General features: G+C 57.0%; 14 protein-coding genes and 1 tRNA gene. 6 read left to right on the forward strand and 9 right to left on the reverse strand.

Translation table 11 applies throughout. The features are described from left to right. Positions 1-19: 19 nt before the first annotated feature. Positions 20-673 (reverse strand): gamma-glutamyl-gamma-aminobutyrate hydrolase family protein, encoded by a 654-nt coding sequence (locus tag H9X86_RS04470; protein ID WP_204900378.1) that lies wholly within the window; start codon positions 671-673, stop codon positions 20-22. Next, positions 670-2,181 carry an oligosaccharide flippase family protein gene (locus tag H9X86_RS04475; RefSeq protein WP_204900393.1) on the reverse strand — a complete coding sequence of 504 codons (1,512 nt, stop codon included), beginning with the start codon at positions 2,179-2,181 and terminating at the stop codon, positions 670-672. Before H9X86_RS04475 ends, H9X86_RS04470 begins: the two co-directional genes overlap by 4 nt. A gap of 116 nt (positions 2,182-2,297) precedes the next feature. On the opposite strand from H9X86_RS04475, the gene H9X86_RS04480 reads away from it, so the two are divergent. Beyond that, positions 2,298-2,669, forward strand: a complete 372-nt coding sequence (locus H9X86_RS04480; RefSeq protein ID WP_204900379.1) for a hypothetical protein — start codon at positions 2,298-2,300, stop codon at positions 2,667-2,669. On the opposite strand, the gene H9X86_RS04485 is transcribed toward H9X86_RS04480, so the two are convergent. Beyond that, a complete protein-coding gene (locus H9X86_RS04485) occupies positions 2,659-3,195 on the reverse strand; it encodes an NUDIX domain-containing protein (protein ID WP_204900380.1) in 537 nt (178 codons plus the stop codon). The two genes, H9X86_RS04480 and H9X86_RS04485, sit on opposite strands and share 11 nt — an antisense overlap. A gap of 125 nt (positions 3,196-3,320) precedes the next feature. Here H9X86_RS04485 and H9X86_RS04490 point away from each other — a divergent pair, with 125 nt between their 5' ends. After that, on the forward strand, positions 3,321-4,517 hold the full coding sequence (locus tag H9X86_RS04490; RefSeq protein WP_204900381.1) for an ATP-binding protein: 1,197 nt from the start codon (positions 3,321-3,323) through the stop codon (positions 4,515-4,517). A gap of 42 nt (positions 4,518-4,559) precedes the next feature. On the opposite strand, the gene H9X86_RS04495 is transcribed toward H9X86_RS04490, so the two are convergent. From H9X86_RS04495 to hemW, 4 genes are all read right to left on the reverse strand, one after another. Continuing rightward, positions 4,560-7,106 (reverse strand): translation factor GTPase family protein, encoded by a 2,547-nt coding sequence (locus tag H9X86_RS04495; protein WP_204900382.1) that lies wholly within the window; start codon positions 7,104-7,106, stop codon positions 4,560-4,562. A gap of 118 nt (positions 7,107-7,224) precedes the next feature. Then, complete coding sequence (locus H9X86_RS04500) at positions 7,225-13,710, reverse strand: beta-N-acetylglucosaminidase domain-containing protein (protein WP_204900383.1); 6,486 nt, start codon at positions 13,708-13,710, stop codon at positions 7,225-7,227. A 445-nt stretch (positions 13,711-14,155) separates the two neighbouring features. Then, the gene (locus tag H9X86_RS04505; RefSeq protein WP_204900384.1) at positions 14,156-14,590 is read right to left on the reverse strand and encodes a SpoVA/SpoVAEb family sporulation membrane protein; all 435 of its coding nucleotides are present in this window, start codon (positions 14,588-14,590) and stop codon (positions 14,156-14,158) included. 89 nt (positions 14,591-14,679) lie between these two features. Next, positions 14,680-15,876: a radical SAM family heme chaperone HemW gene (hemW, locus tag H9X86_RS04510; RefSeq protein ID WP_204900385.1), complete on the reverse strand. Its 1,197-nt coding sequence runs from the start codon at positions 15,874-15,876 to the stop codon at positions 14,680-14,682. A 168-nt stretch (positions 15,877-16,044) separates the two neighbouring features. Between hemW and trhA the strand changes: the two genes are divergently transcribed. After that, positions 16,045-16,773, forward strand: coding sequence for a PAQR family membrane homeostasis protein TrhA (gene trhA / locus H9X86_RS04515; RefSeq protein ID WP_204900386.1), 729 nt, complete (start codon positions 16,045-16,047; stop codon positions 16,771-16,773). 38 nt (positions 16,774-16,811) lie between these two features. Here trhA and trmB read toward each other — a convergent pair whose 3' ends face one another. Continuing rightward, a complete protein-coding gene (trmB, locus tag H9X86_RS04520) occupies positions 16,812-17,981 on the reverse strand; it encodes a tRNA (guanosine(46)-N7)-methyltransferase TrmB (RefSeq protein WP_204900387.1) in 1,170 nt (389 codons plus the stop codon). Between the two features lie 349 nt (positions 17,982-18,330). Here trmB and H9X86_RS04525 point away from each other — a divergent pair. Continuing rightward, positions 18,331-18,406, forward strand: a tRNA-Pro gene (locus H9X86_RS04525). A 70-nt stretch (positions 18,407-18,476) separates the two neighbouring features. On the opposite strand, the gene H9X86_RS04530 is transcribed toward H9X86_RS04525, so the two are convergent. Next, positions 18,477-18,698 carry a helix-turn-helix domain-containing protein gene (locus tag H9X86_RS04530; protein WP_087242506.1) on the reverse strand — a complete coding sequence of 74 codons (222 nt, stop codon included), beginning with the start codon at positions 18,696-18,698 and terminating at the stop codon, positions 18,477-18,479. Positions 18,699-18,799: 101 nt separating this feature from the next. On the opposite strand from H9X86_RS04530, the gene H9X86_RS04535 reads away from it, so the two are divergent. After that, positions 18,800-19,051, forward strand: a complete 252-nt coding sequence (locus H9X86_RS04535) for a hypothetical protein (protein WP_204900388.1) — start codon at positions 18,800-18,802, stop codon at positions 19,049-19,051. Positions 19,052-19,421: 370 nt separating this feature from the next. Continuing rightward, positions 19,422-20,288 carry a hypothetical protein gene (locus H9X86_RS04540; RefSeq protein ID WP_204900389.1) on the forward strand — a complete coding sequence of 289 codons (867 nt, stop codon included), beginning with the start codon at positions 19,422-19,424 and terminating at the stop codon, positions 20,286-20,288. The last annotated feature ends 384 nt before the right edge of the window (positions 20,289-20,672 follow it).

The raw sequence follows: 20,672 nt of genomic DNA on the forward strand, positions 1-20,672 counted from the left end.
CAAGATCCTTTTTAGTATATCACACTTCCCCGTCCCCTCTCAAGCGTCTGCACAGCTGGATAAATTGGGAAAAGATGATCTCCCCCGTCTCCCCCATTCGCTCCGGGTGGAATTGCACCGTCCACAGGGGCAGCGTGCGGTGCTCCATAGCCTCCACCACCCCGCCCTCCGACCAGGCGGTGGGCACCAGGCCCTGTCCCACCTTGTCCAGGCCCTGGTGATGATTGGAGTTGACGGTGCACACGCTTCCATACCACTGTTCCATATGGGAGCTGCTCTTGGTGCGCACACCGTGCCAGCAGTCCCCTTGGGGCTGCTGATGGAATGGAGCCAGCGTGGGCTTCAAGTCCTGAATGAGAGTACCCCTGGCCCACACGTTGACCACCTGATGGCCCCGGCAAATGCCCAACACCGGGCGGTGGGCGGCGGCAAAGGCATCCAACAGAGCCAGTTCTGCCCGGTCTCTGCGCCGATCAATATTGCGGGAGCCCCGATTGACCGCCCGGAAGCAAGCCGGGTGCATATCCCCGCCCCCAGCCAAAATCAGCCCGTCATAGCGCACATCCGGCTGGGGCAAATAGGCGGCAAAGCCATGGCCACCAGCCTGTTCCACCGCATCCAGGTAGCGGGAGGCATCTCCGCCCCCGGTGGAAATCAATATGGAAACCTTCATGTTTTCTCCCTTCTTCCCCACAGCCAACCAAATACAGACAGACCCATGCCCATGAGCATGACCACATACATGAGCCCGCCTACCACCACACACACCAAACAGGCGTTGGAGATCCATACCCCCTGCCCCATCATCCAGTGAAACAGCAGATTGCACCACATTCCCATCCCCACCGCCGCCAACACCGGGCGGACAAACCAGGCAAACAGACGCAGGTGCAGTCCGGTGGCATGGAGCACCGAGGCCAGGTTCAGCCCCATTCCCACCAGTGAGGAGAGGACAAATCCCACCACAAACCCCCGAAGCCCCCACACAGCCACCGTGCCGTAGGTGAAGGCCAACTGCACCACATCGCTGGCAATGGCGTTTCTCGCCCCCTTGCCCTGAAGTCCCAGGCCGTTGAGGGCTCCTCCCAGCACCGACTGCACGCAGGTCAGCAGCGTGCCCACCGCCAACAGCAACATATACTGCCCCACCTGGGGCTGCCCAAAGAGCAGTCGGCCCAGGGTAGGGCCCATCACGGTCAGCAGCGCCATAGCCGGAGCCATGAGGAGCATAGTCACCGACATGATACGGTTGAGAAGCCCTGCCGACGCCCCCACGTCCCCGTGGGCGGTGCGCTGGGACAGGGCAGGCACCATGGTCAGGCATAGCGCTCCTATGAAGCCAGTGGGCAAACTCAGCAAAGGCATGGTCATGCCGCACAGCACTCCGAAGGCGGACATGGCCTGCCCCGCCTCCATACCACCCTCCACCAGCTTGGCGGGGATGAGTACCGCATTGGCAGAGCCCAGCAAGGTGCCCAGCACTGAGGTAAGCCCCACCGGGATGGCAATGGCCCACAGGCCCTTCTCCGGTTTTTTCTCTCCACCAGCCCTTGGCACCACCCGCCCCTGGGCACGGCGAAAGAGCAGCACCAGAGTCACTGCAGAGAATACCTCACAGATAACCATGCCCAGCACCACCAGCCCCACGGTGCGCTCCTTGTTCTGGGGCAGAAGCAGAATGAGCAGACCCAACACCGCCCCCGTGCGAATGAGCTGCTCCATGGTCTCCACAGTGGCGGGAATACGCACCCGCCCGGTGCCGTAAAAGCAGTGCTTGTGCAGGTTCTCCACCCCGGTGAGCAGCATACATGGCACCAGCAGAACAATCCCCAGTCGGGTTCGGGCATCCCCCAGCAGATACACGGAAATGGGGTCGGAACACCACACCACCACCACCCCCAAGGGAATTGCCAGGGCCAAAAAGCTGCGCAGTCCCAGCCGCAGCACCCGGCCCACCCCCTCTTCGTCCCCCAGGGCGTGGCAGCGGGCGGAACGTGTGGACACCGCCACCGTCAGCCCCACGGCGGTGACAGACATGAACATGGAGTACACCGGCATCACCAGCTGGTAGAGCCCCATGGTCTCCGCCCCTATGAGCCGGGAGAGCATCATGCGGTAAAAAAATCCCACCAGCTGGGCAAACAGCCCCGTGGCGGTGAGCACCAGTGTGCCGGACCACATGGCATTCAAAGCAAATCCCCCTTCCTCATGGCATTGACATCCTATGAGAAAGGGGGATTTTTCATGTGAACTTTTTCTCATTTGCCTACATAGCATGGCAAAAAGGGGGTAGACGCATGGACCAGCCCACTGGGCCCGACCGGAGCGCAAACTCCGACTTTTCCTTTCTGATTGCGGTACTGGTGGCCGCCCTGCTGGCCCTGCACAGCCTGTGCCGGGCGGAGGCAGGACAGGAGACGGGATTTTACCCCCTGCGCTGTGCCGAGTCCGCCCTCACCCTGGGCAGCTCCGGCTTTTTCCTCACCCAGGCCCTGAAGGCACTGCAAGAGACAGACCCCAAAGACTCCTCGGAGCTGTGCGCCGCCCAATGGGAGGTATTGGCTGCCGGACTGATACTCATCGCCACCTTTATCCAGTTTGAGCTGGTGCAATACCGCAGGCGCATGGGACAGCTGCCCGATGCCACCGCAGACCCCATTATTTCTTGAGCCGACCTGCCGCCCGCAGGATAGCAGCCACCGTCTTGCTGTCCTGGAGGGTGCCGTCAATGGCCATCTCCACTGCCTGGGACAGAGGCATCTTCACCCGCTCCAAGAACTCGTCCTCATCAGGGTGCATCTCCCCAAAGGTGAGGCCACGGGCCAGATACACATGCTGCAGCTCATCGCAGAAGCCGGGGGTGGGCAGCATCTCCCCCATGGGGATCCATTCCTTGGCCTCTGCACCGATCTCCTCACTGAGCTCCCGCTTGGCCGCCTCAAAGGGATCCTCACCGTATTCCAGCTTGCCTGCGGGCACCTCCAGGAGCACCTTGGCATAGGGATAGCGATATTGACGCACCAGGTAGATGTTGTCCTCATCATCCAGAGGCACCATGACCACAGCCCCGGGGTGGCGAATGACCTCCCGCCAGGCCGTGCGCCCATTGATGAGCTCCACCGTGTCGTAGTGAACTTTTAATAGGCCGCCATCATATACCAGCTTGCTGGTCAGCATCTTTTCCTTGAGTTCCATACCACAAGACCTCCTCATTGATTTCCCTGAGTATAGCACACTTTTCTAGCCATTGCCATAGGGGGAAAAAACTTGTATAATGAATCTACACTTTACCACACCAGAGAATCTACGAGGTGATTGTCATGAAACCCTCTCAAGTGGCTACAAAGCTATCCACCCTGGCCGTGTACCGGGATGTTGTGGAACAGCAGCCTGTCATGGGTGCTGTCACCATGCTGGCCCAGGCCATAACCCTAAAGGACGGCCCCACCGCCCTGCTGTCTTACAGCCGGGTGTTTTATCAGTTGGCACAGGCCGGATGCGACAGTCTGGGTCAGTGGCTGCACCAGGCCCTGCGCTGGTCAGAAGGCCCCTACCCCACCGCCGTGGCCCGGGGCTGCTGCTCTGCCGTGTTGGAGCAGGCCGCCCGGCATGATGTGGACACCCTGGCCCAGCTGGCTCAAATCCCCAGCGAGGTCTGGCTGGAGGAAATCCGATCCTACCTACCCCCAGAGCAGCGTGACGGGGTGGATGGCCTGCCTCGCTGGTCTGGAGAAGCCCCCTTCTCCTTTGATGCCCTGACCCGGGCCTACCGGGAGGAGGGCACCGGACTTCTGGCCCGGTACAGGGCCTTTGTGTGGGAGGACGGCACCCTCATCCCGGTTCCCCACCCCGACTGCCCCACCCAGGCGCAACTACTGGGGTATGAGCACCATCGGGCACGGGTGGTGCAGAACACCCAAGCCCTGCTGGCAGGAAAGTACGTCAACAACGTGCTCCTCTACGGGGAGAGCGGCACAGGCAAGTCCGCCACCGTCAAGCACCTGCTCACTCTGGAGGGGCTGGAGAAGCTGCGCCTCATTGAGGCGGACAAGGAGAACCTCTCCGGCCTCCCAGCCCTCATCCGCTCCCTGGAAGGGCATCCCTTGAAGTTCATCATCTTCATTGACGACCTCACCTTTGACCGGGACGACCCCACCTACTCGGTTCTCAAGACCATCCTGGAGGGTGGCGTGGAGCGTCGGCCCCAGAATGTGGCGGTATACGCCACCTCCAACCGCCGCCACCTGGTGCGCCAGACCATCTCGGAGCGGGCCGGGGACGAGATGGACCGCAACGAGACCATCCGGGAGAAGACCTCCCTGGCCGACCGCTTCGGCATCCGCATCCTCTACGAGGGCCTACGCCGGGATGAGTATCTGACCCTGGTGGACAAGCTGGCCACTCAGCAGGGGTGCGCCTTGCCCCCGGAGCAGCTGCACCAACAGGCCATCGCCTGGGAGCGGCACCACGGCTCTACCACACCCCGCACAGCACTGCAATTTGTGCTGTCTCTGTGACAATACACTCCCGCAACCAGATACCTGGCTGCGGGAGTGTATTTATTGTATGGCACTGCGAATCTGGTTCATCACCTGATCCACTTCATATTTCAATTCCACTGCGGACATCCGCACCGCCCCGTGGCCCAAAATAATCATCTGCTCCAGGCCGTCAGAGGTGGCCACCCGCACCCGGTTGTCCCGGCTGAGCTGGTAGGTGGTGCGCTCAATGTACATGTCGGCGGTCTCCGCCTCCTTGGTGTACACCACATACAAATCCCCCAGCTGCTCCACCGAGCCCTTGCCCCCCTTGATCTTATAGGCATCAAATACCACGATGACCTGGCAGCCCCGCCAGCTCTGGTAGTTGCGAAGCAAGTCCACCAGCTTGGCTCTGGCTCCGTCCAGGTCTTCCCTGGCCAGGGCGGACAAGTCCTCCCAGGCGTGGATGATGTTGTACCCATCCACCAGCAGGTACTCCTTCCCCGTCCGGGGCTTCAGCCCCTTCCACGGCTTCTCCTTGGGCTTGGACGCAGGCTTCACCGAGTGGAACGCCCTGGGCTTCACCGCCCCGTAGGTGCGGGCGAAAATCTCCTCCAGCTCTTTGTCCAGGGCCACCTGGGAGGCATAGCCCCGGCTTTGGCGTACCTGAGGCTGGGGCTGGCCTTGGGTTTCCTCCCCCTCCGGCCTCCAGCCGCTGTCCACGTGCATATGGATGCGCACCTCATGCCAGGGAATGTGCACCCCCGCCCCGTGGTCGCAGAATACCGAGCCCGAGGGGTTGTCCACGTCCCGCTCCGGGTCATAGCCCCGCTGCTCCACCACCTGGTCGGTATTGTGGCAGGGTCGATACCCCTCCAAGCGGCAGGAGAACCGGCCCCGTCCCTGGGTGTAGGCGGCCACCTGGCTCCAATAGTCTCCCACCTCGGACACAGGCAAGGCTCCGGTGAGCACGGCGGTGTTCTCCCGCAGTTGGGGCCCTTCAAACTCGCCGCACATCCGCTGCACGTCGGTCATGGCCCGCCCCACGCTCTCCCCCGGCACCTCCAGCCGAAAGGTGTACCAGGGCTCCAGCAACACGCTCTTGCCCATCATCAGGCCCTGGCGAATGGCCCGGTAAGTGGCCTGGCGGAAGTCTCCGCCCTCCGTGTGCTTCAAATGTCCCTTACCCGTGAGCAGGGTCAGCTTCACATCGGTGATGGGAGAGCCAGTGAGCACCCCCAGGTGCTGCCTTTCCACCAGATGGGTCAGGATCAGCCGCTGCCAGTTGCCATCCAGCACGTCCTCAGGACACACGGTGTCAATTTGCACCCCCGCCCCACGCTCCAGCGGCTCTAAAAGCAGGTGCACCTCGGCGTAGTGGCGCAAAGGCTCAAAGTGGCCCACGCCCTCCACAGGCTGTTCCAAAGTCTCCAGATAGACAATGCTCCCCGGGCCAAAGGTGACCTCCAGCATGAAGCGGCGGCGCAGTTCCCGCTCCAGCACCTCTCGGTGCACCTGACCCATGAGCTTGACCCGCACCTGCTGACTCTGAGGCTCCCACTCCACTTGCAGCTGGGGGTCCTCCTCCTCCAGGCGGCGCAGCCGCTCCAGCAGCGTGGTGGCATCCACCCCCTCCGGGGGAATGACCTGGTAGGCCAGCACCGGCTCCAACCGGGGCCCCGCCCAGTTCTCCTCCGCTCCCAGGCCCTGGCCTGCCATGGTATGAGTGAGCCCTGTGACGGCACATACCGTCCCGGCGGGGGCCGCATCCACAGCGGTGAACTTGGCCCCGGAGTACAGCCGGATCTGGTTGATCTTCTCCTCCCAGTCCGGACCATGGAGCACCTCCCGCACCCTCATCTGACCTCCAGTGACCTTGAGCCAGGTCAGCCGCTCTCCTCGCTCATCCCGGGTGATCTTAAAGACCCGGGCGGCGAAATCCGACCGCCACTCCGGCTCCAGGGTGAACTGCTCCACTCCGTCCAGCAGCTGCTCCACACCCTCCACCTGGAGGGCGGAGCCAAAGTACACCGGGAACAGCTGCCGCTGCACCACCAGCCCCGCCAACTCTTGGTTAGTGAAGCTCTCCCCGGCCAGATACCGCTCCATCAGCTCCTCACTGCACAGAGCCGCTCCCTCGTCTCGAGCATTTGGGTCTGCCATATCCACAAAGCCGTGGCCCAGCCGCCCCTCCAGTTGTTGGAGAATGGAGGCCTTTCCGGGGTTGGGCTGATCCATCTTGTTGACAAAGACAAAGACGGGCACCCCTGCCTCCTCCAGCAGCTGCCACAGGGTCTCGGTATGGCCCTGCACCCCGTCGGCGGCACTGACCACCAAAATGGCGCAGTCCAGCACCTGCAAGGCCCGCTCTGTCTCCGCAGAAAAGTCCACGTGGCCCGGGGTGTCCACCAAGGTTACCTCCAGCTCGCCTCGGCGCAGGATGGCCTGCTTGGCATAAATGGTAATGCCTCGCTCCCGCTCCAGCTCCTGGGTGTCCAAGAAAGCATCTCCGTGATCCACCCGACCCAGGGCACGGATGGCCCCGGTCACATAGAGCATGGACTCGGTGAGGGTGGTCTTCCCTGCATCTACATGGGCCAGGATGCCCGTTGTCAATCGTCTCATTGGGTATTCCCCCTGCATTTGATCTTTCTCCAGAGTACCCGATTGTCCCCCTTCTTGCAAGCCCCACAGGGTAAAAAAATTGCCTCGGCACAAAGCCGAGGCAATTTTTATGTGGCAATTAAGCCTTCTTCTTGCTCTTGAAGAACATCAGAGCGGCGATACCGGCAGCGCACACAGCAGCCACCAGTACATAGGACATCAGATCGGAGGTGTCACCGGTGGGAGGCACCTTGCCGCCATCCTCATCCACCACCACATTGGCCAGCACGTAAGTGCTGAAGTGCTTGAGGTTGGCAGTGACAGTTCTGCCCTCCTTGTGCACGGTGATGGGGATCTCCTCCCGGGTTCCATCCTCAGCCACATAGAACAGCTTCAGATGGTCCACGGACAGATGGTCGGGAATCTGGAAGGTCACCTGCACGGTGCCATTGGGCTGAACGGGCTTGCCGTTCAAGGTGGCGGTGATCTCCAGAATGGCGGTGTTCTTCATGTCAGACACCAGATCCTTGAGAGCCTGTTTCACGATGTCGAAGATCTTGCCCTCGGTCACGCTCTCCACAGTGATCACAGTGTTGCCAGCAAACACCTGGTCGGCGTTGCCCACAACGATCTGGACACCGGACTGGTTGTCCACAACCACGTTGCCCTCAGGCTTGTCGTTGTCGCCGGGCTCCTCAGGATCCACAGGCTCAACAACCTTCAGCGCCAACTCAGCCTGCTCAAAGGCGGCCTTGAGCTGGGCGAACTCCTCTGGGGTGAGGTCGGCAGCATCAGCAGCCATCAGAGCGTCATAGGCCTGCTTGTAAGCGGCATAGCTCTCAGCGGTGTAGCCGTCAGCGGCCTTGAGGGTGATACCGTCACGGTACTCGTCCACACCAGTGGCACGGGCCACCAGAGCACGGATGGCGGAGTCGAGGGTGGTGGTCATGGAATCCACCTGACCCTGGGTGCCGGACTTGAGCAGAGCATCCACCTGGGCCATCAGATCTGCCAGGTACTTGTAGGAGGAGGTGGTGTACTTCTCACCATCCACAGCTTCAGCGGCAGCCATCTGAGCCTTCAGAGCCTCTACGTTCACCAGAGCCTTCATGGCATCCTGGATCTTGATGATGTAGCTGTTGTCACCGCTCTTCTCGGCCTCAGCCACCACATCCATCAGAGCGGCATAGGAGTCAGTGGTGTAGTTCTCACCCTTGAGGGCCCTGGCCTGATCAATGACGTTCTTCAGGGAAATGCCGTCCTTCAGCTCCAAAGCATCATACTTGGCCTGGATCTCGGCAACAGCGGCATCCACAGCCTGCTGAGTACCGGACTGGAGCAGAGCCTTGCCGGCATCCACAGCAGCCACGTAGGCATTGTAGCTATCCTCGGTGTAGAGCTCAGCATTGACCTCGTCCGCCTTGTCCAGCTCAGCATTCAAGTCAGCCACGTTCACCAAAGCGTCAACAGCATTCTCGTAATCGGTCTTAGCCTTGACAAACTCAGCGGGGTTCACACGCTCAGCGTTGGTGGCAGCGGCCTTGTCCTTAGCTGCCAGAGTGTCAATGGCATCCTTGGCAGCGGTAACAGCGGCATAGCTGTCTACGGTGTAATTCTTAGCCTTCAGGGCAGCGTAGCCCTCCACAGCCAGCTCAGCCAGCTCACGGCTGGTGGTGGAGTACACCAGAGCGGCCTTGGCACTCTCCACGGCGCTCTTCAGCTCGTCAGCCTGGGTCTGGGACAGGTTGCCCTTATCCTTCAAAGCGGTTTCCAGACTGCTCACAGCGGAAGTATAGGCATTGTAGCTGACAGCGGTGTAGAAACCATCGTCATTGCTCACCTTGTTGTCCACCAGAGCCTGCAGCCCCTCCACGTTGGTGGCCTTGATTACCTTGTTGGCAATGGCATTCTTCAGGGCAGCCAGAGCAGCGTCCACCATGGTCTGGCTGGCATACGCATTGCCAGCGATGGCCTGAGCCTCTTTCTTGGCAGCCTCATAGGCGGCCTTGCTGTTGTCGGTCCAGGTGCTGGTGTCCTGGGTCTGTCCCAGAGCATCCTTCAGAGCATCCTTGTCCACGCTGGCCACAGGCTGGGTGGAGGTGGTGATCTCGGCAATCTCGGGGATGGTGTCGGTCCAGGTCACGGTGATGCTCTCCAGAGTCTTGCCTGCGGGCAGGATAAACTCGTTGATGGCCTGGCTCAGGGTGCCCATATCGACGTTGGTGTCCTCACCCACATAGCGGGCAGTGACGGTGGCGTTGGACACGGCGCCCAACTGCACCAGACGGACGGAGGTCAAACCAGTGGGCTCAGAGATGCGGTAGGTGAAGGAATCGTTGGCCTCACTGGGCTTATAGGTGGTGGTGTAGTTGCCATCCAAAGCGTTGGAGGGAATCTTACCAGCCTCTTCCACCACAGTGGACACGATGTCACGGTTGCTCTCGGGGGAGATGTACTCGCCGCCGTTGATCTGAATCTCGCTGAAGCCCAGCCATCTGTGGCTGTAGGTGCTCAGAGGAGTGACACGGATGTAGCGGCCATCCACGTCCAGACCGGTGGCCTCGGCGTACATGTAGCCGGGGTTCTTGCTGTCGTGATACAGGGTCTTGTCCTGCATGTCCTTGGCCACGGAGTTGTCCCACTCGTTCTCGAAGTCGCCGTCGCCGATGACCAGGACCTCGGTCCAGTCCTCGCCGTTGGCGGAAACCTCAAACTTCACGTGACGGGGGTAGTTGAGCTGAGTCTCCACGATGTAGTAGCGCAGAGAGGAGAAGTGGATGGTCTGGCCCAGATCGAAGGTGATGGTCTTGTCAACGTCCTGGGTGCCAGTGATCATGCCCAGAGTGGACAGGTCGCCGTCGAACACGTTCTTCACGGTACCGTTGTTTCTCATATCGGAGGAAGTGTCCTGAATGGCGAAGTTACTCTCCACGGCCTTCTCGCCAATGAACTCGAAGTTGACCACAAACTGGGTGAGGTTGAGCGTCACAGCGTCGGCCGTAGCCACGGCACGGACATAGCGGGCGTCCGTAGCGGGCCTGTAATCGGTCCAGGTCACACCGTTCATGGAGGTCTGGAGCTCGACACCCTGGGGCAGCGCAGAGATGGTCACACTGGTGACAGCCTTGATGTTGCCCAGATCCACACCAACATAGTCATTGGTGTCCAGAGTGGCAGAGCCGCTGGTGAGACTCACCTGACCATCTTCCTTGTTGGAGAGAATATTGGTCTCCACATTGGTATACAGATTCTCCTTGGAGCCGGTGGGCACCTCGGTGACGGTGAACTCGCTGAAGTAGCCCCACGCACCGCACCGCTCCAGGTTACGCACCCGGATATAGCGGGCCTGAATGGGCTCAGAGAGCTTGATGTTCAGGGTATCAACTGCATCGGTGTGTCCGGTATAGCTCTCATAGTCAGGAACTGCCGTCCAAGATCCGTCCTCACCGGTCAGAGACGTCTCGATGGTATACTTGACAATCTTATCCGTGACTTTGGCAGAGTTGCCCACCACCAGGTGGATGCTGGCCAGTTCGGCTACCTTCCCCAGGTCATAGCCCAGGAACTGGTCAACCATGAAGTCATCGCCGTTGACGTTATTGGGATTTCCATTGCCATCGGGATCATAGTACACGTAGCTCGTGTCATCGCCGTCATAGAGGTTGGATTCGTTACCGCCCTTGACAGCCCAGAGTTCGGTGCGGATGACATCGTACTCAATGGGCTTGCTGGAGGTGTCGGCGGAGAACTCCACGTTGAACTCGCCCACACGCCACCAAATCTTCTTAAAGGCATCGTTCTGCACACGCACAGCGGTGGTAGTGATGTCCTCATCAGAGAAATCGAAGGTCTGGACCTTGTCGCCGTTGACCTCAGCGATGGTCTGCCAGTTGCCCTCATCATCCAGGTACTGGATGGAGCCGTCGGTGATCACGTCGCCGGCAGCGGAGCCGCCCTGAGCGAAGGTGACGCCGGTCAGCTTCATGGGCTCAGTGAGGGTGTACTGGATGTAGGAGCCGGCGGGCAGGCCGTCCCTGTCGGCGCCGCTGGCCACAGACAGCCACACCTCGCTGGCGCTGGCGCCGCCGTTGGCACCATCGTTGAGCACGTCCCAAGCGGTGCCGTTCATCCGATCCCGGTTGGTGGAGTAGGTACCCTCAGTGACCTCAGGCTCGCTGTCCTGAGCGTTGATCTGGAACTCCCGGAGGTCCAACCAGCAAGCACCGCTGTTGGCCCGAGTGGTGATCAGGCGCACGCCCATAGCCTGGAAATCCCGGGGCAGTGCATCCTCCTTCAGGGAGATTTCGAAGGGCTGATTTCTCGGCACATTGAATTGATTCTCTCCCTCACGCAGCTCAATATCAACCCACTCTTTTCCATTGGTGGTATACTGGAGTTTGGAATGCTCAAAGTGATCGGCCTGACCCTGCATGGTAATGCGGATGTTGTTCACATCGATGACCTTGTTATACAGCAGTCCCACATACTCGCCCTCAGCAATGGCATTGGGAGTTTTAAACGTCATGCCGGTACTGTCGCTTCCATCAAAGATATTAGCAACGTCACCAGTGGGGGTGTCGGTACGGTTGGTGATGAAGTTGGCAATCACCTTGCTGGGGTCCATGGCGGTCTCCGCATACTGAGAGACATAGGTGGCCAGAGTGTTGATGAAGGGCACAATGTGCTGCACACCCACCTCGGCATACTGTGTAGTACCCACATAGGGGAAGCCATGGGTCTTAGAGCGGTCAAAGGCAGTCTTACCCTGGGTGTTGTACTGGAGAATGGCATTGGTGTCGCCGGCCAGCACCGCCTTTACGCCGTTGAGGTAGGCGATGGCGGCCTCCGTGGTGTCGTCCCAGCAGTCCAGCCAGTACACGATCTGGTCCATCACATCGGTATTACCAGCCTTGGCCCGGTAGGTCTGAGCAGCCTGCTGGAGCTTGACAAACTCAGCCATCACGGTGTTCACATCGTCCACAGTGACGGTACCGGCAGTCAGCTTCTCCTTGAAGGAGTTGAGAATAGGCTTGAGCTCCACAGACTCCTGGAGTACCCGCACACGGCTGTCCATGTTCTGGTTGATCATGTGCTTGGACAGCTCCCGCAGTGCATCAGAAGCAGCATTGGGAATCACAGTGTTGTGATCCACGCAGGCAAAGGAAGCGTCCCAAGCGGCGTCTGCCTCAGCTTCACTCTCCCATATGTTCCAGGAGTAGCAGGCGTTACCGAAAATGGCCACCTTGCTGGGCTCGGACTGCTGCATGGGGTTGAGCACGATGCCCTGGATATTGGCGGGATTGACGCCAACCTGGAGGAAGTCATCGTAGCCACCCATGATCAGGTGCTGCTTGGAGTTGTCGGTGCAGGGCCAGTTGATCCACATATAGGGACCACGACCCACCCCGTTTTTGAAGTTGGCGGTAAAGTTCTGAGACACCTCACCCCACACCTTACCGCCGGTGACAACCAGAGGCACGGTCTCGGGCATGTTCTTGCCCAGATATTGCAGCTGAGAGCTGTTACCGTTACCCATATAGTCGTTGGGGCAGAAGGGAATGACCACCTTCAAGCCCTGGTACTTCTCCTGCATTTCCTCAGAAGAAACCCAGTTGGTCAAATCCTCCATCAGTCGGGTGTAAACACCCCATCCAGCCTCATTGTTGCCACCGGGAACACCAGCGTCATCGGCCAGAACGGCAATCTGACGCACACCGTACTCCATGGTCTGCTCAAATTTCTTCTTCAGGACTTCCAGAGAGTCATCATAGTTGCTGGCGTTGATACCATTATACATGAAGGGGTGCAGAGCAAACACAAACTTGCACTTGGAAGCATTGCCTGCATCTGCCAAGGGCTTGATCTTGGTCTCCAGCTCTTCCTCGGTGTACAGCTCACGCCACTTGGCGTTATGCTTGGGGTCATCCTTGGGAGCATAGAAATAGGAGTTGAGCTTGTAGTAGCCGCCCCAGGTCATCAGATTGACCCGGTCCTGGGTGCTCCAGGGGTTGCCGTAGTAACCCTCAATGAAGCCACGGCTGGCCACGTCCGCCCAGTCCTCCACGTGGAACTCCTGGATGGTGTAGCTGTCCATCTGGGTGAACACATGGTACAAGGTGGTCAGGCCGTAGAATGCAGCGTCGGTGTCACGGCCCAACACAGTGATGACCCCGTCCCGGTTGTCCAGCACATAGGAGTCGGTCTTGTTGAACAGATTCTCGGTGGTGGTCTCACCCAGGTTTTCGTCGGCATAAGTATCTACATACTCACTGGAACCCTCGATACCCACCAGAATGTTGGTCTTGCCGCTGACAATTTCGCCGCCAGTGGTATAGCTGTCAATGCCCTTGAGCTCCAGCACCTCACCCAGTCGGTTCTTGGTGTACTGGTCAATGCCGCTTTCGAACACGACGTTGACCTGGGTTTTGACGATATACTCGTCGCCGCCGTAGTCCATGACATGGGGATTGGGATAGATCTCATATCCGGTGTCCCCACTGCCCTCGGCCTGAGCCTGGAACGGGGCCAACGTCACACAGCCCGCGCCCATCACCACAGCCAAGGCGGCCGCAGTCAGTCTCCGCCCAAGATGGTCGGGGCTGACTCGTTTGTTTTGCCGTCTCATTTTGCTTCCTCCTTATGGTATTTTGGATGGTTGGTGCACTGCTCCCTCTCAATAGAAAAGCCAGATCGCCAGGAGTATATATTCATATTCTTCTGGTCAACCTGGTTTTGCCCATGCGGTAACAATCCATCCTATCCAATTGTAGTATGATGTTACCATAATTTATTGGTAAAAGTAAACGTCTGATCCTTATTTTTTCTCATTTTCTATGTGCACCCTTCTCATCAAACTTTCGTATGGAAAAGTATGTTTCTAATTTTTTCTTTTTCGCCCATAATTGTCCGTGTTTTTAGTAAAATAATAAGTTCCACTTCATTCCACATTTTTGCCTTTCAGCGTGTTTTCGGCATTTTGCACAATTCACCAGAAAATTCAGGGAGGCGCACCCCATACACTGGCCACGCCTCCCTGGATCAATGTCTGGGGGAGTTTTTCTCCTATGTCTTTACAAAATCAGCATGAGATAACAGCCATACACCACGCTGGCAAACACACCATAGGCCAGCACCGGTCCCGCCACCGTAAAGATCTTGGCTCCCGTCCCGGTGATGCGCCCTTCACTCTGAAACTCCAGAGCCGGAGATACCATGGCGTTGGAAAAACCTGTAATGGGTACCAAGGTGCCTGCCCCCGCCTTGCGGGCAATGTCGTCAAACACACCCAAAGCGGTGAGCAGCGCCGCCACAAACACCAGGGTCAGAGATACCAAAGGCAAGGCGTTTTCTCCCGCTCCCCAGCTTTCATACAGGGTGCTCAGCCCCTGCCCCGCAGCGCAAATGCCGCCCCCCACCAGAAAAGCCCAGACCAGATTCTTTCCCATGGGCGACGGCTTAGCCATGGCCGCCACATACTGCTGATATTCCTCGTTGCTCATATTCATCCAACTTCACCTCATGGGTCAGTATGCCCGGATTTTCCCCTTTTACCACAAACAGGGCAGATGGAATCACGCACCATCTGCCCTGTTTGTCAGTTTTCTTCCCTTTGTTTACGAATGCGTTCCAGAGTGCCACCTAAAGTCGCATTCTCCTGCAGCTCCAGAAGCTGGCCAATGAGTTGATTGGATAACAAAAAGCCCTCCGGGGTAAACTGCCATCGGCGTCCTCGCCGCCGAGCCCAGCCCTTTTGCTCAAACTCGCACATCTTCGCCTCAATGGGATCGAAGTTCATCATGTACTCCCGACGATACTCCCACTCGTCGATGCCATGGACGGTACGCAGGCGAAGCATCAGGTACTCACTGCCCCGCTCCCGGCGGGTGATCTGCTCCGACTCATCCACCACTTCATCTCCGCTGAGCATTCCCTGGATGTATGTTTCCAAATCCGAGACGAAGGAAAAACGCCGACCGCCAAAGTCCGAGTGAGCCGCTGCCCCCAGTCCCATATAGGGTCGCCCCATCCAGTACTTCAAATTGTGGCGGGACATGTACCCTTGTTTGGAGAAATTAGAGATTTCATACTGCTGGTACCCAGCCTGGGCCAGCCGCTCCACCGTCCACAGATACAAAGCTGCCTGCTGATCCTCATCAGGCAGCTGCTCTCCCCGGGCTACCCGCTGAGCCAGAGGTGTCCCCTCTTCCACCGTCAGCCCGTAGCAAGACAGATGCTCCGGTGACAGCGAGATGGCCTTTTCCACCGTCTCATGCCAACTCTCCTCCGTCTGCCCCGGCAGACCATAGATGAGATCCAAGTTCAAATTGCGGATCTTCGCACTCCGCACTGCCGTCACCGCATCCACGACCTGCTGGTAGGTGTGGGGCCGATGGATGGAACGAAGCTCCTCATCACTGCCCGACTGCATCCCCATGGAAATCCGGTTCACCCCCGCTCGGCGCAGGCGGCGCAGCATTTTTTCATCCACGCTGTCCGGATTGGCCTCCAGCGTCACCTCTACGTCTTTCGTCATGGAAAAATGCCTTTTTACCGTGCGAAGCAGCTCCAGAAGCCGCTTTTCTCCATACCAGGTAGGTGTACCGCCCCCAATGTACAGGCTGTCCACCGGGTAATTTCGTGCCACCACACCACTCTCCACTACATGGCACAGGAGGGCTTTCTGATAGTCATCCATCCGATCTTCTCTGCCCGCCAGCGAATAGAAGTCACAATAATCACACTTACTGCGGCAAAACGGAATGTGCAGATACAGTCCCAGGCACTCTCCCATAGTCTCTCCTCCCGCTCACGCTTTACTCAATTTTTAATAATACCACATTTGTCTATCATATTCAATGTCGGTTCCTTATCTAATTATTAAAATTACATTTAGTGATTTCGGTATTGATATAACGGCATCTACGTGATATAATTAGATTCCAGAAAGGATGGTGTCACTATGGAACACGCACTCACACCTGACCCCTTCGAGGCTCTACCCCGTCCCCGCAGACGCCCCCAGGAACACGGCCGCACACCCTTTGATGGGCTGCGCCCCTGGTCTGCCATCACCCACGGGATCGGTGCTGCTCTGGCCATTCTTGGTACGGTTTTGCTGCTGGCAAAGGCTGTGGCTGTCGGCGCAGATGTCTGGAAAATCGTCTCTTTCTCCATCTATGGGGTGTCCATGATCGGGCTATATACCGCTTCTACCCTCTATCACAGTGTGCACACCACGGCAGCCAAACGCATTGCCCTGCGGAAATATGACCACGCATCCATCTATTTCTTAATCGCCGGCACCTACACACCCGTATGTCTCACCGCCCTGCGGGGGCCTTGGGGATGGTCCATGTTCGCCATCATCTGGGCGCTGGCCATTGCCGGACTGGTGATGACTCTGGTATGGATCAACTGCCCCCGGTGGCTTACCTCTACGGTGTATATCGCCATGGGGTGGCTGGCGGTAATTGCCATCTATCCTCTCTACCTCACCTTAGGAGTGTCCGGAGTGCTGTGGTTGCTATCCGGCGGCATTCTCTATACCATTGGCGGAGTGCTCTATGCCTTGAAGTGGCCTGCCCGAGACAACCCTCGCTTTGGATGTCACGAAATCTTCCACGTGTTTATCGTGCTGGGTTCTGTGGCACATTTCATGATGGTATACCGGGTACTGCTTCCTCTTTGATAAAAAACAGGCCTTTTCCACAGGAAAAGGCCTGTTTTTTATCCTTCAGCCAGTTGCTCCATGATCCACACGGCACTGCCGCCGGTAAGGGTCTCTCCCTCTCGCAGATCTTGGAACCCCATCTCGTTCCAGAACCGGTGACCGGCCTCATTTTCCTTCAAACAACCCAGGCGCAGGCTGTCCATCCCTGCATCCGCAGCAGCAGCAGGTAAAGCCCGGGCCACTGTGCGGCCAATGCCCTGGCGGTGCAGCCCGGCATCCACCATGAAGAAGCCAATCCACAAAGTGCGCTCCCGGGGGTAACCCTCCACCAAGTCCAGCACACCCACCAACGTGTCGTCCTGCCACAGGCCCACGTAGTGCTTTTGCTCTTGGGTGCACCGGGGCGGAAGGGCGGACATATCCTCCCGAATGCTGCGCAGAGTAGGCATCTCCTGTCCCTGCATGGCATAATATGAAGTGTTGCTCTCCATCAAAGCCAGAACAGCGGCCTCGTCGTCCCATGTCACTTGGCGAATCTGGAACTGGGGCAGGCGGCTGCACAGAGCCTCCAACACAGGCACGTCGGGCAGAGCCACCTTGGTGCCCACGCAACGGTTGATATGAGCGCCCAAATTGTGGAATTTCTCCTCATAGTCGGTCATGATGCCGCAGATGCCGTGTTCATGGAGGTTGCGGGTCACTTCAGAGAGTTCAAAGCCCGCCTTGGGAAACTGGAACAGAGACCACTCGAACAAATCCCGGTTGTCCGACTTGAAGTGGATCTGTCCGCCGTCCCGCAACACCTGACGGTAACCGCGCAGGAAGTTCTCGTGGGTCAGACGGCGGCGGGAGTGCTTCACTGAGGGCCATGGGTCGCAGAAATTGATGTAGAGCAAGTCCACTTCATCAGGTGCAAAGTAGTCGCTGAGGCAGGCGGCGTCACCGTCAATGAAAAACACGTTGTGCAGTCCTTTCTCCCGGCACCGTTCCATGGCAATCACCATGGCATCGGGTACCCGCTCTACCGCTACATACAGATCCTCCGGGTGGGCCGCAGCTGTTTCAGCCGTAAACCGTCCCTTGCCGCACCCCAACTCCAGGCGCAGCCCCTGGACCTGTGGCATAAGCTCCCGCCACTTCCCCCGCTGGGCAGCAGGATCTTTGATCCACAAGTCCGCACAGGACTCCATACGGGACTCCAAATTCTTCTTTTTTCGCATTCGCATTGAACTCACCTCGTACCATTTCAAACAAAGTTGAAGAAATCATATCATAAACTCTTGCCAAGGGCAAGAAAATCCGCTATAATACAAGTCTACACAAGCACAAAATGTCCGTGGTGTAGTACATCTTCTTTGGGAGATGGTGCCCAGGCCACCTCACAACTTCATATCCGGGTGTAGCGCAGTTGGTAGCGCGCCTGCTTTGGGAGCGCGCGGGCTTCATCCATGAGGGATAAAGCGCAACCCCGCAACCCGCTGGGACACTACCAGAAGCGGGAACCATTTCCGCCAAAGCCATTGGTCAAAAAACGACCTTGACCACATGTTTGACCACAATTGGAAAACTTCATATCCGGGTGTAGCGCAGTTGGTAGCGCGCCTGCTTTGGGAGCAGGATGTCGGGAGTTCGAGTCTCTCCACTCGGACCATTTTGGTCAGAAAAACCGCCTGAATGGGCGGTTTTTCTTCTTTTTATAAAACTTCTTGATGCGAAATAGTCTATTTCACATCATACGGCTTACTGTTGTTGGTCCGCCCCAGGATATAATCGGTGGACACCTTGTAGTAGTCCGCCAATTTCAGAAGGTGAATCACCGGAATCGTCTGAAATCCACGCTCGTAGCGAGAATACACCGTTTGGCTGATTCCCAAGATTTCCGCCACATCCTCCTGCCGCAGATCCCTGTCCTCCCGCAAATCTCTCAGTCGTTGAAATAACATACTGCCCACCGCCTTTAGTACTGATTGATACTATTGACGATACCGCAAATTTTCATTACAATGTTGTTTGTAGAACTAATAAGTACTAAGGTGGCGATTGCATGGAGCTGTATCAAGAAATCCTTTGTCATGTCTTTGCAAACGAAAAAATTCAGGTTTCCTTCCCTAATCTCATCAACACAGACGTAACAAAGATTGTGGAGTTGGAATGCTATAAGGCCCTGGCTAAAATCAAAGCCATCCTGGATGACGACGCATTGGCAGACAGCGAATGCTTTCAGCAAATCGAGGAGATTGTCTGTGCCTTTGAGGCACTGGGTTCCAACGGCGGCAGCCGGCATGATTTTGGATGATTCAGCGGGCGGTTATCTTTGATTATAGCGTGTGAAAAACTGATACACCCAAAATCTGGGGTCAATCGCATTTGTCAGAAGAGTCTTTCTCAGGTACAATGGTAGCAAAATGCGTGCTGCATTGTTTCGTTGGACGGAACACAGAGGCGGATCAAACTCAAACAGTCGAGGAGGCCAAAACTGGGTGAAATTTTTGAAACAAAACACGCTCCACGCTTTCCAGTATCTTGCTCATCACCTCACTCCATGCTATAATTTATTAGAACCATTCCGCCGAAGATCTCTGGGTCCTATGTGTAAGCCCCTAGACCGACGAAGCAGAATGGTTCTTGTCTTTCACATGCAAACAAGCTAAGAAAGGATATTGGCTATGGCACAATCCTGCTACTATCTGGATGGTTATCCGCTCTATGAACACTACCACGCCTGTTGGGAGTTTCTCGACCATGATGTAGATTGGAGTTTCCACGGAAAGGATGCCACTTGGTTTGACATCTCCCACGTCATGCGTTTATTTCCTCATTTGACCTTGGATGAGAACTATCGCTTGGTATGCTATCTTACCTCTGGTTATCACGGGACCTTCGGACAGGTGCGAGCTCTCCGCCACGGCGTTCCCTCAGAGCCCACCGTGGAATCGATCTTTTCAGATCCTAGAGTGGATTTCTTTTTAGGAAAAAAGCTCACACCGCCAAAAGAATCCGCAGCACCCATGGAGGCCATCTACCATGACGGTACCGCGTATGGCTGCTTTGAGGCCCTGCTCTGTTCCGAGTTTCTCTCTGCTCTACCCGGTACTAACTCCGTATATCAACACTGGATGCCCTTTCTCACTGCGCCACCCCCAGACTATCCTTCCGCATGGGATACATACTTAGATGTTACAGACTGGAGGCCCCGTATTCTTATGTCCAAAAGTCGGACTCCCATCTTACTGGCCTATGCTCGCTATATCGAAAATGGCACAGAAGGCTCCGACGGGCGGGACCTCATCCACTTGACCCAATATTCCTTTGAACGTAATCTTTGGCACTATCATTACAAACAGCTCAGGATGAATCTTGCCCGTCCAGAGGAACAAATCGAGGACAATTCTCGCTACAAAGATGGTCGTTGGTGTTGTGTATTCAACGAAAGTACCATTGTGATTGCACAGGAAAGAGAAGGTTGGTGTAAGTTCAAAAACATTCGCCCGATGTTTGAGGCTCCGCAGGCTGGTGTAGAGAACAATAGATGACTATTGCTCCACCACTTCCCCCATGTTATAATTTATGAGAACCATTCCGCAGAAGCTCATAGGGACATTAGCTGCAAGCCCTTTGGAGTGACGAAGCGGGATGGTTCTTTTTGTCCAGATGTCCCTGGGATAATCAGCAGAATATCAAGGAATAATCCAGCGGCACAATGCTTGTATAAACGCTTGCAACGGTGGAGATCCTTTGTTATACTGATACTAATTGATACTATGATATATCAGAGGTGAACACCATGGATGCCGGACTGTTTGCCAGTATGCTCTCCGACAAAAGCATCATCGACCTGAAAAAACTTGGCTACAAATACCCTCAGGCTGATCTGAAGGAATTTGTGGCACTGCTTGACAGCGGTTTTTATAAGCCTC

The sequence above is a fragment of the Pseudoflavonifractor capillosus genome (assembly GCF_016902575.1).
In the GTDB taxonomy this organism is placed as follows: domain Bacteria; phylum Bacillota; class Clostridia; order Oscillospirales; family Oscillospiraceae; genus Enterenecus; species Enterenecus capillosus_A.

What these genes read in the sequence shown, in the direction of transcription:
- H9X86_RS04470 (WP_204900378.1), bottom strand. Translation starts at nt 673, where the DNA reads ATGAAGGTTTCCATATTGATTTCCACCGGGGGCGGAGATGCCTCCCGC.
- H9X86_RS04475 (WP_204900393.1), bottom strand. Translation starts at nt 2,181, where the DNA reads ATGTGGTCCGGCACACTGGTGCTCACCGCCACGGGGCTGTTTGCCCAG.
- H9X86_RS04480 (WP_204900379.1), top strand. Translation starts at nt 2,298, where the DNA reads ATGGACCAGCCCACTGGGCCCGACCGGAGCGCAAACTCCGACTTTTCC.
- H9X86_RS04485 (WP_204900380.1), bottom strand. Translation starts at nt 3,195, where the DNA reads ATGGAACTCAAGGAAAAGATGCTGACCAGCAAGCTGGTATATGATGGC.
- H9X86_RS04490 (WP_204900381.1), top strand. Translation starts at nt 3,321, where the DNA reads ATGAAACCCTCTCAAGTGGCTACAAAGCTATCCACCCTGGCCGTGTAC.
- H9X86_RS04495 (WP_204900382.1), bottom strand. Translation starts at nt 7,106, where the DNA reads ATGAGACGATTGACAACGGGCATCCTGGCCCATGTAGATGCAGGGAAG.
- H9X86_RS04500 (WP_204900383.1), bottom strand. Translation starts at nt 13,710, where the DNA reads ATGAGACGGCAAAACAAACGAGTCAGCCCCGACCATCTTGGGCGGAGA.
- H9X86_RS04505 (WP_204900384.1), bottom strand. Translation starts at nt 14,590, where the DNA reads ATGAATATGAGCAACGAGGAATATCAGCAGTATGTGGCGGCCATGGCT.
- hemW (WP_204900385.1), bottom strand. Translation starts at nt 15,876, where the DNA reads ATGGGAGAGTGCCTGGGACTGTATCTGCACATTCCGTTTTGCCGCAGT.
- trhA (WP_204900386.1), top strand. Translation starts at nt 16,045, where the DNA reads ATGGAACACGCACTCACACCTGACCCCTTCGAGGCTCTACCCCGTCCC.
- trmB (WP_204900387.1), bottom strand. Translation starts at nt 17,981, where the DNA reads ATGCGAATGCGAAAAAAGAAGAATTTGGAGTCCCGTATGGAGTCCTGT.
- H9X86_RS04530 (WP_087242506.1), bottom strand. Translation starts at nt 18,698, where the DNA reads ATGTTATTTCAACGACTGAGAGATTTGCGGGAGGACAGGGATCTGCGG.
- H9X86_RS04535 (WP_204900388.1), top strand. Translation starts at nt 18,800, where the DNA reads ATGGAGCTGTATCAAGAAATCCTTTGTCATGTCTTTGCAAACGAAAAA.
- H9X86_RS04540 (WP_204900389.1), top strand. Translation starts at nt 19,422, where the DNA reads ATGGCACAATCCTGCTACTATCTGGATGGTTATCCGCTCTATGAACAC.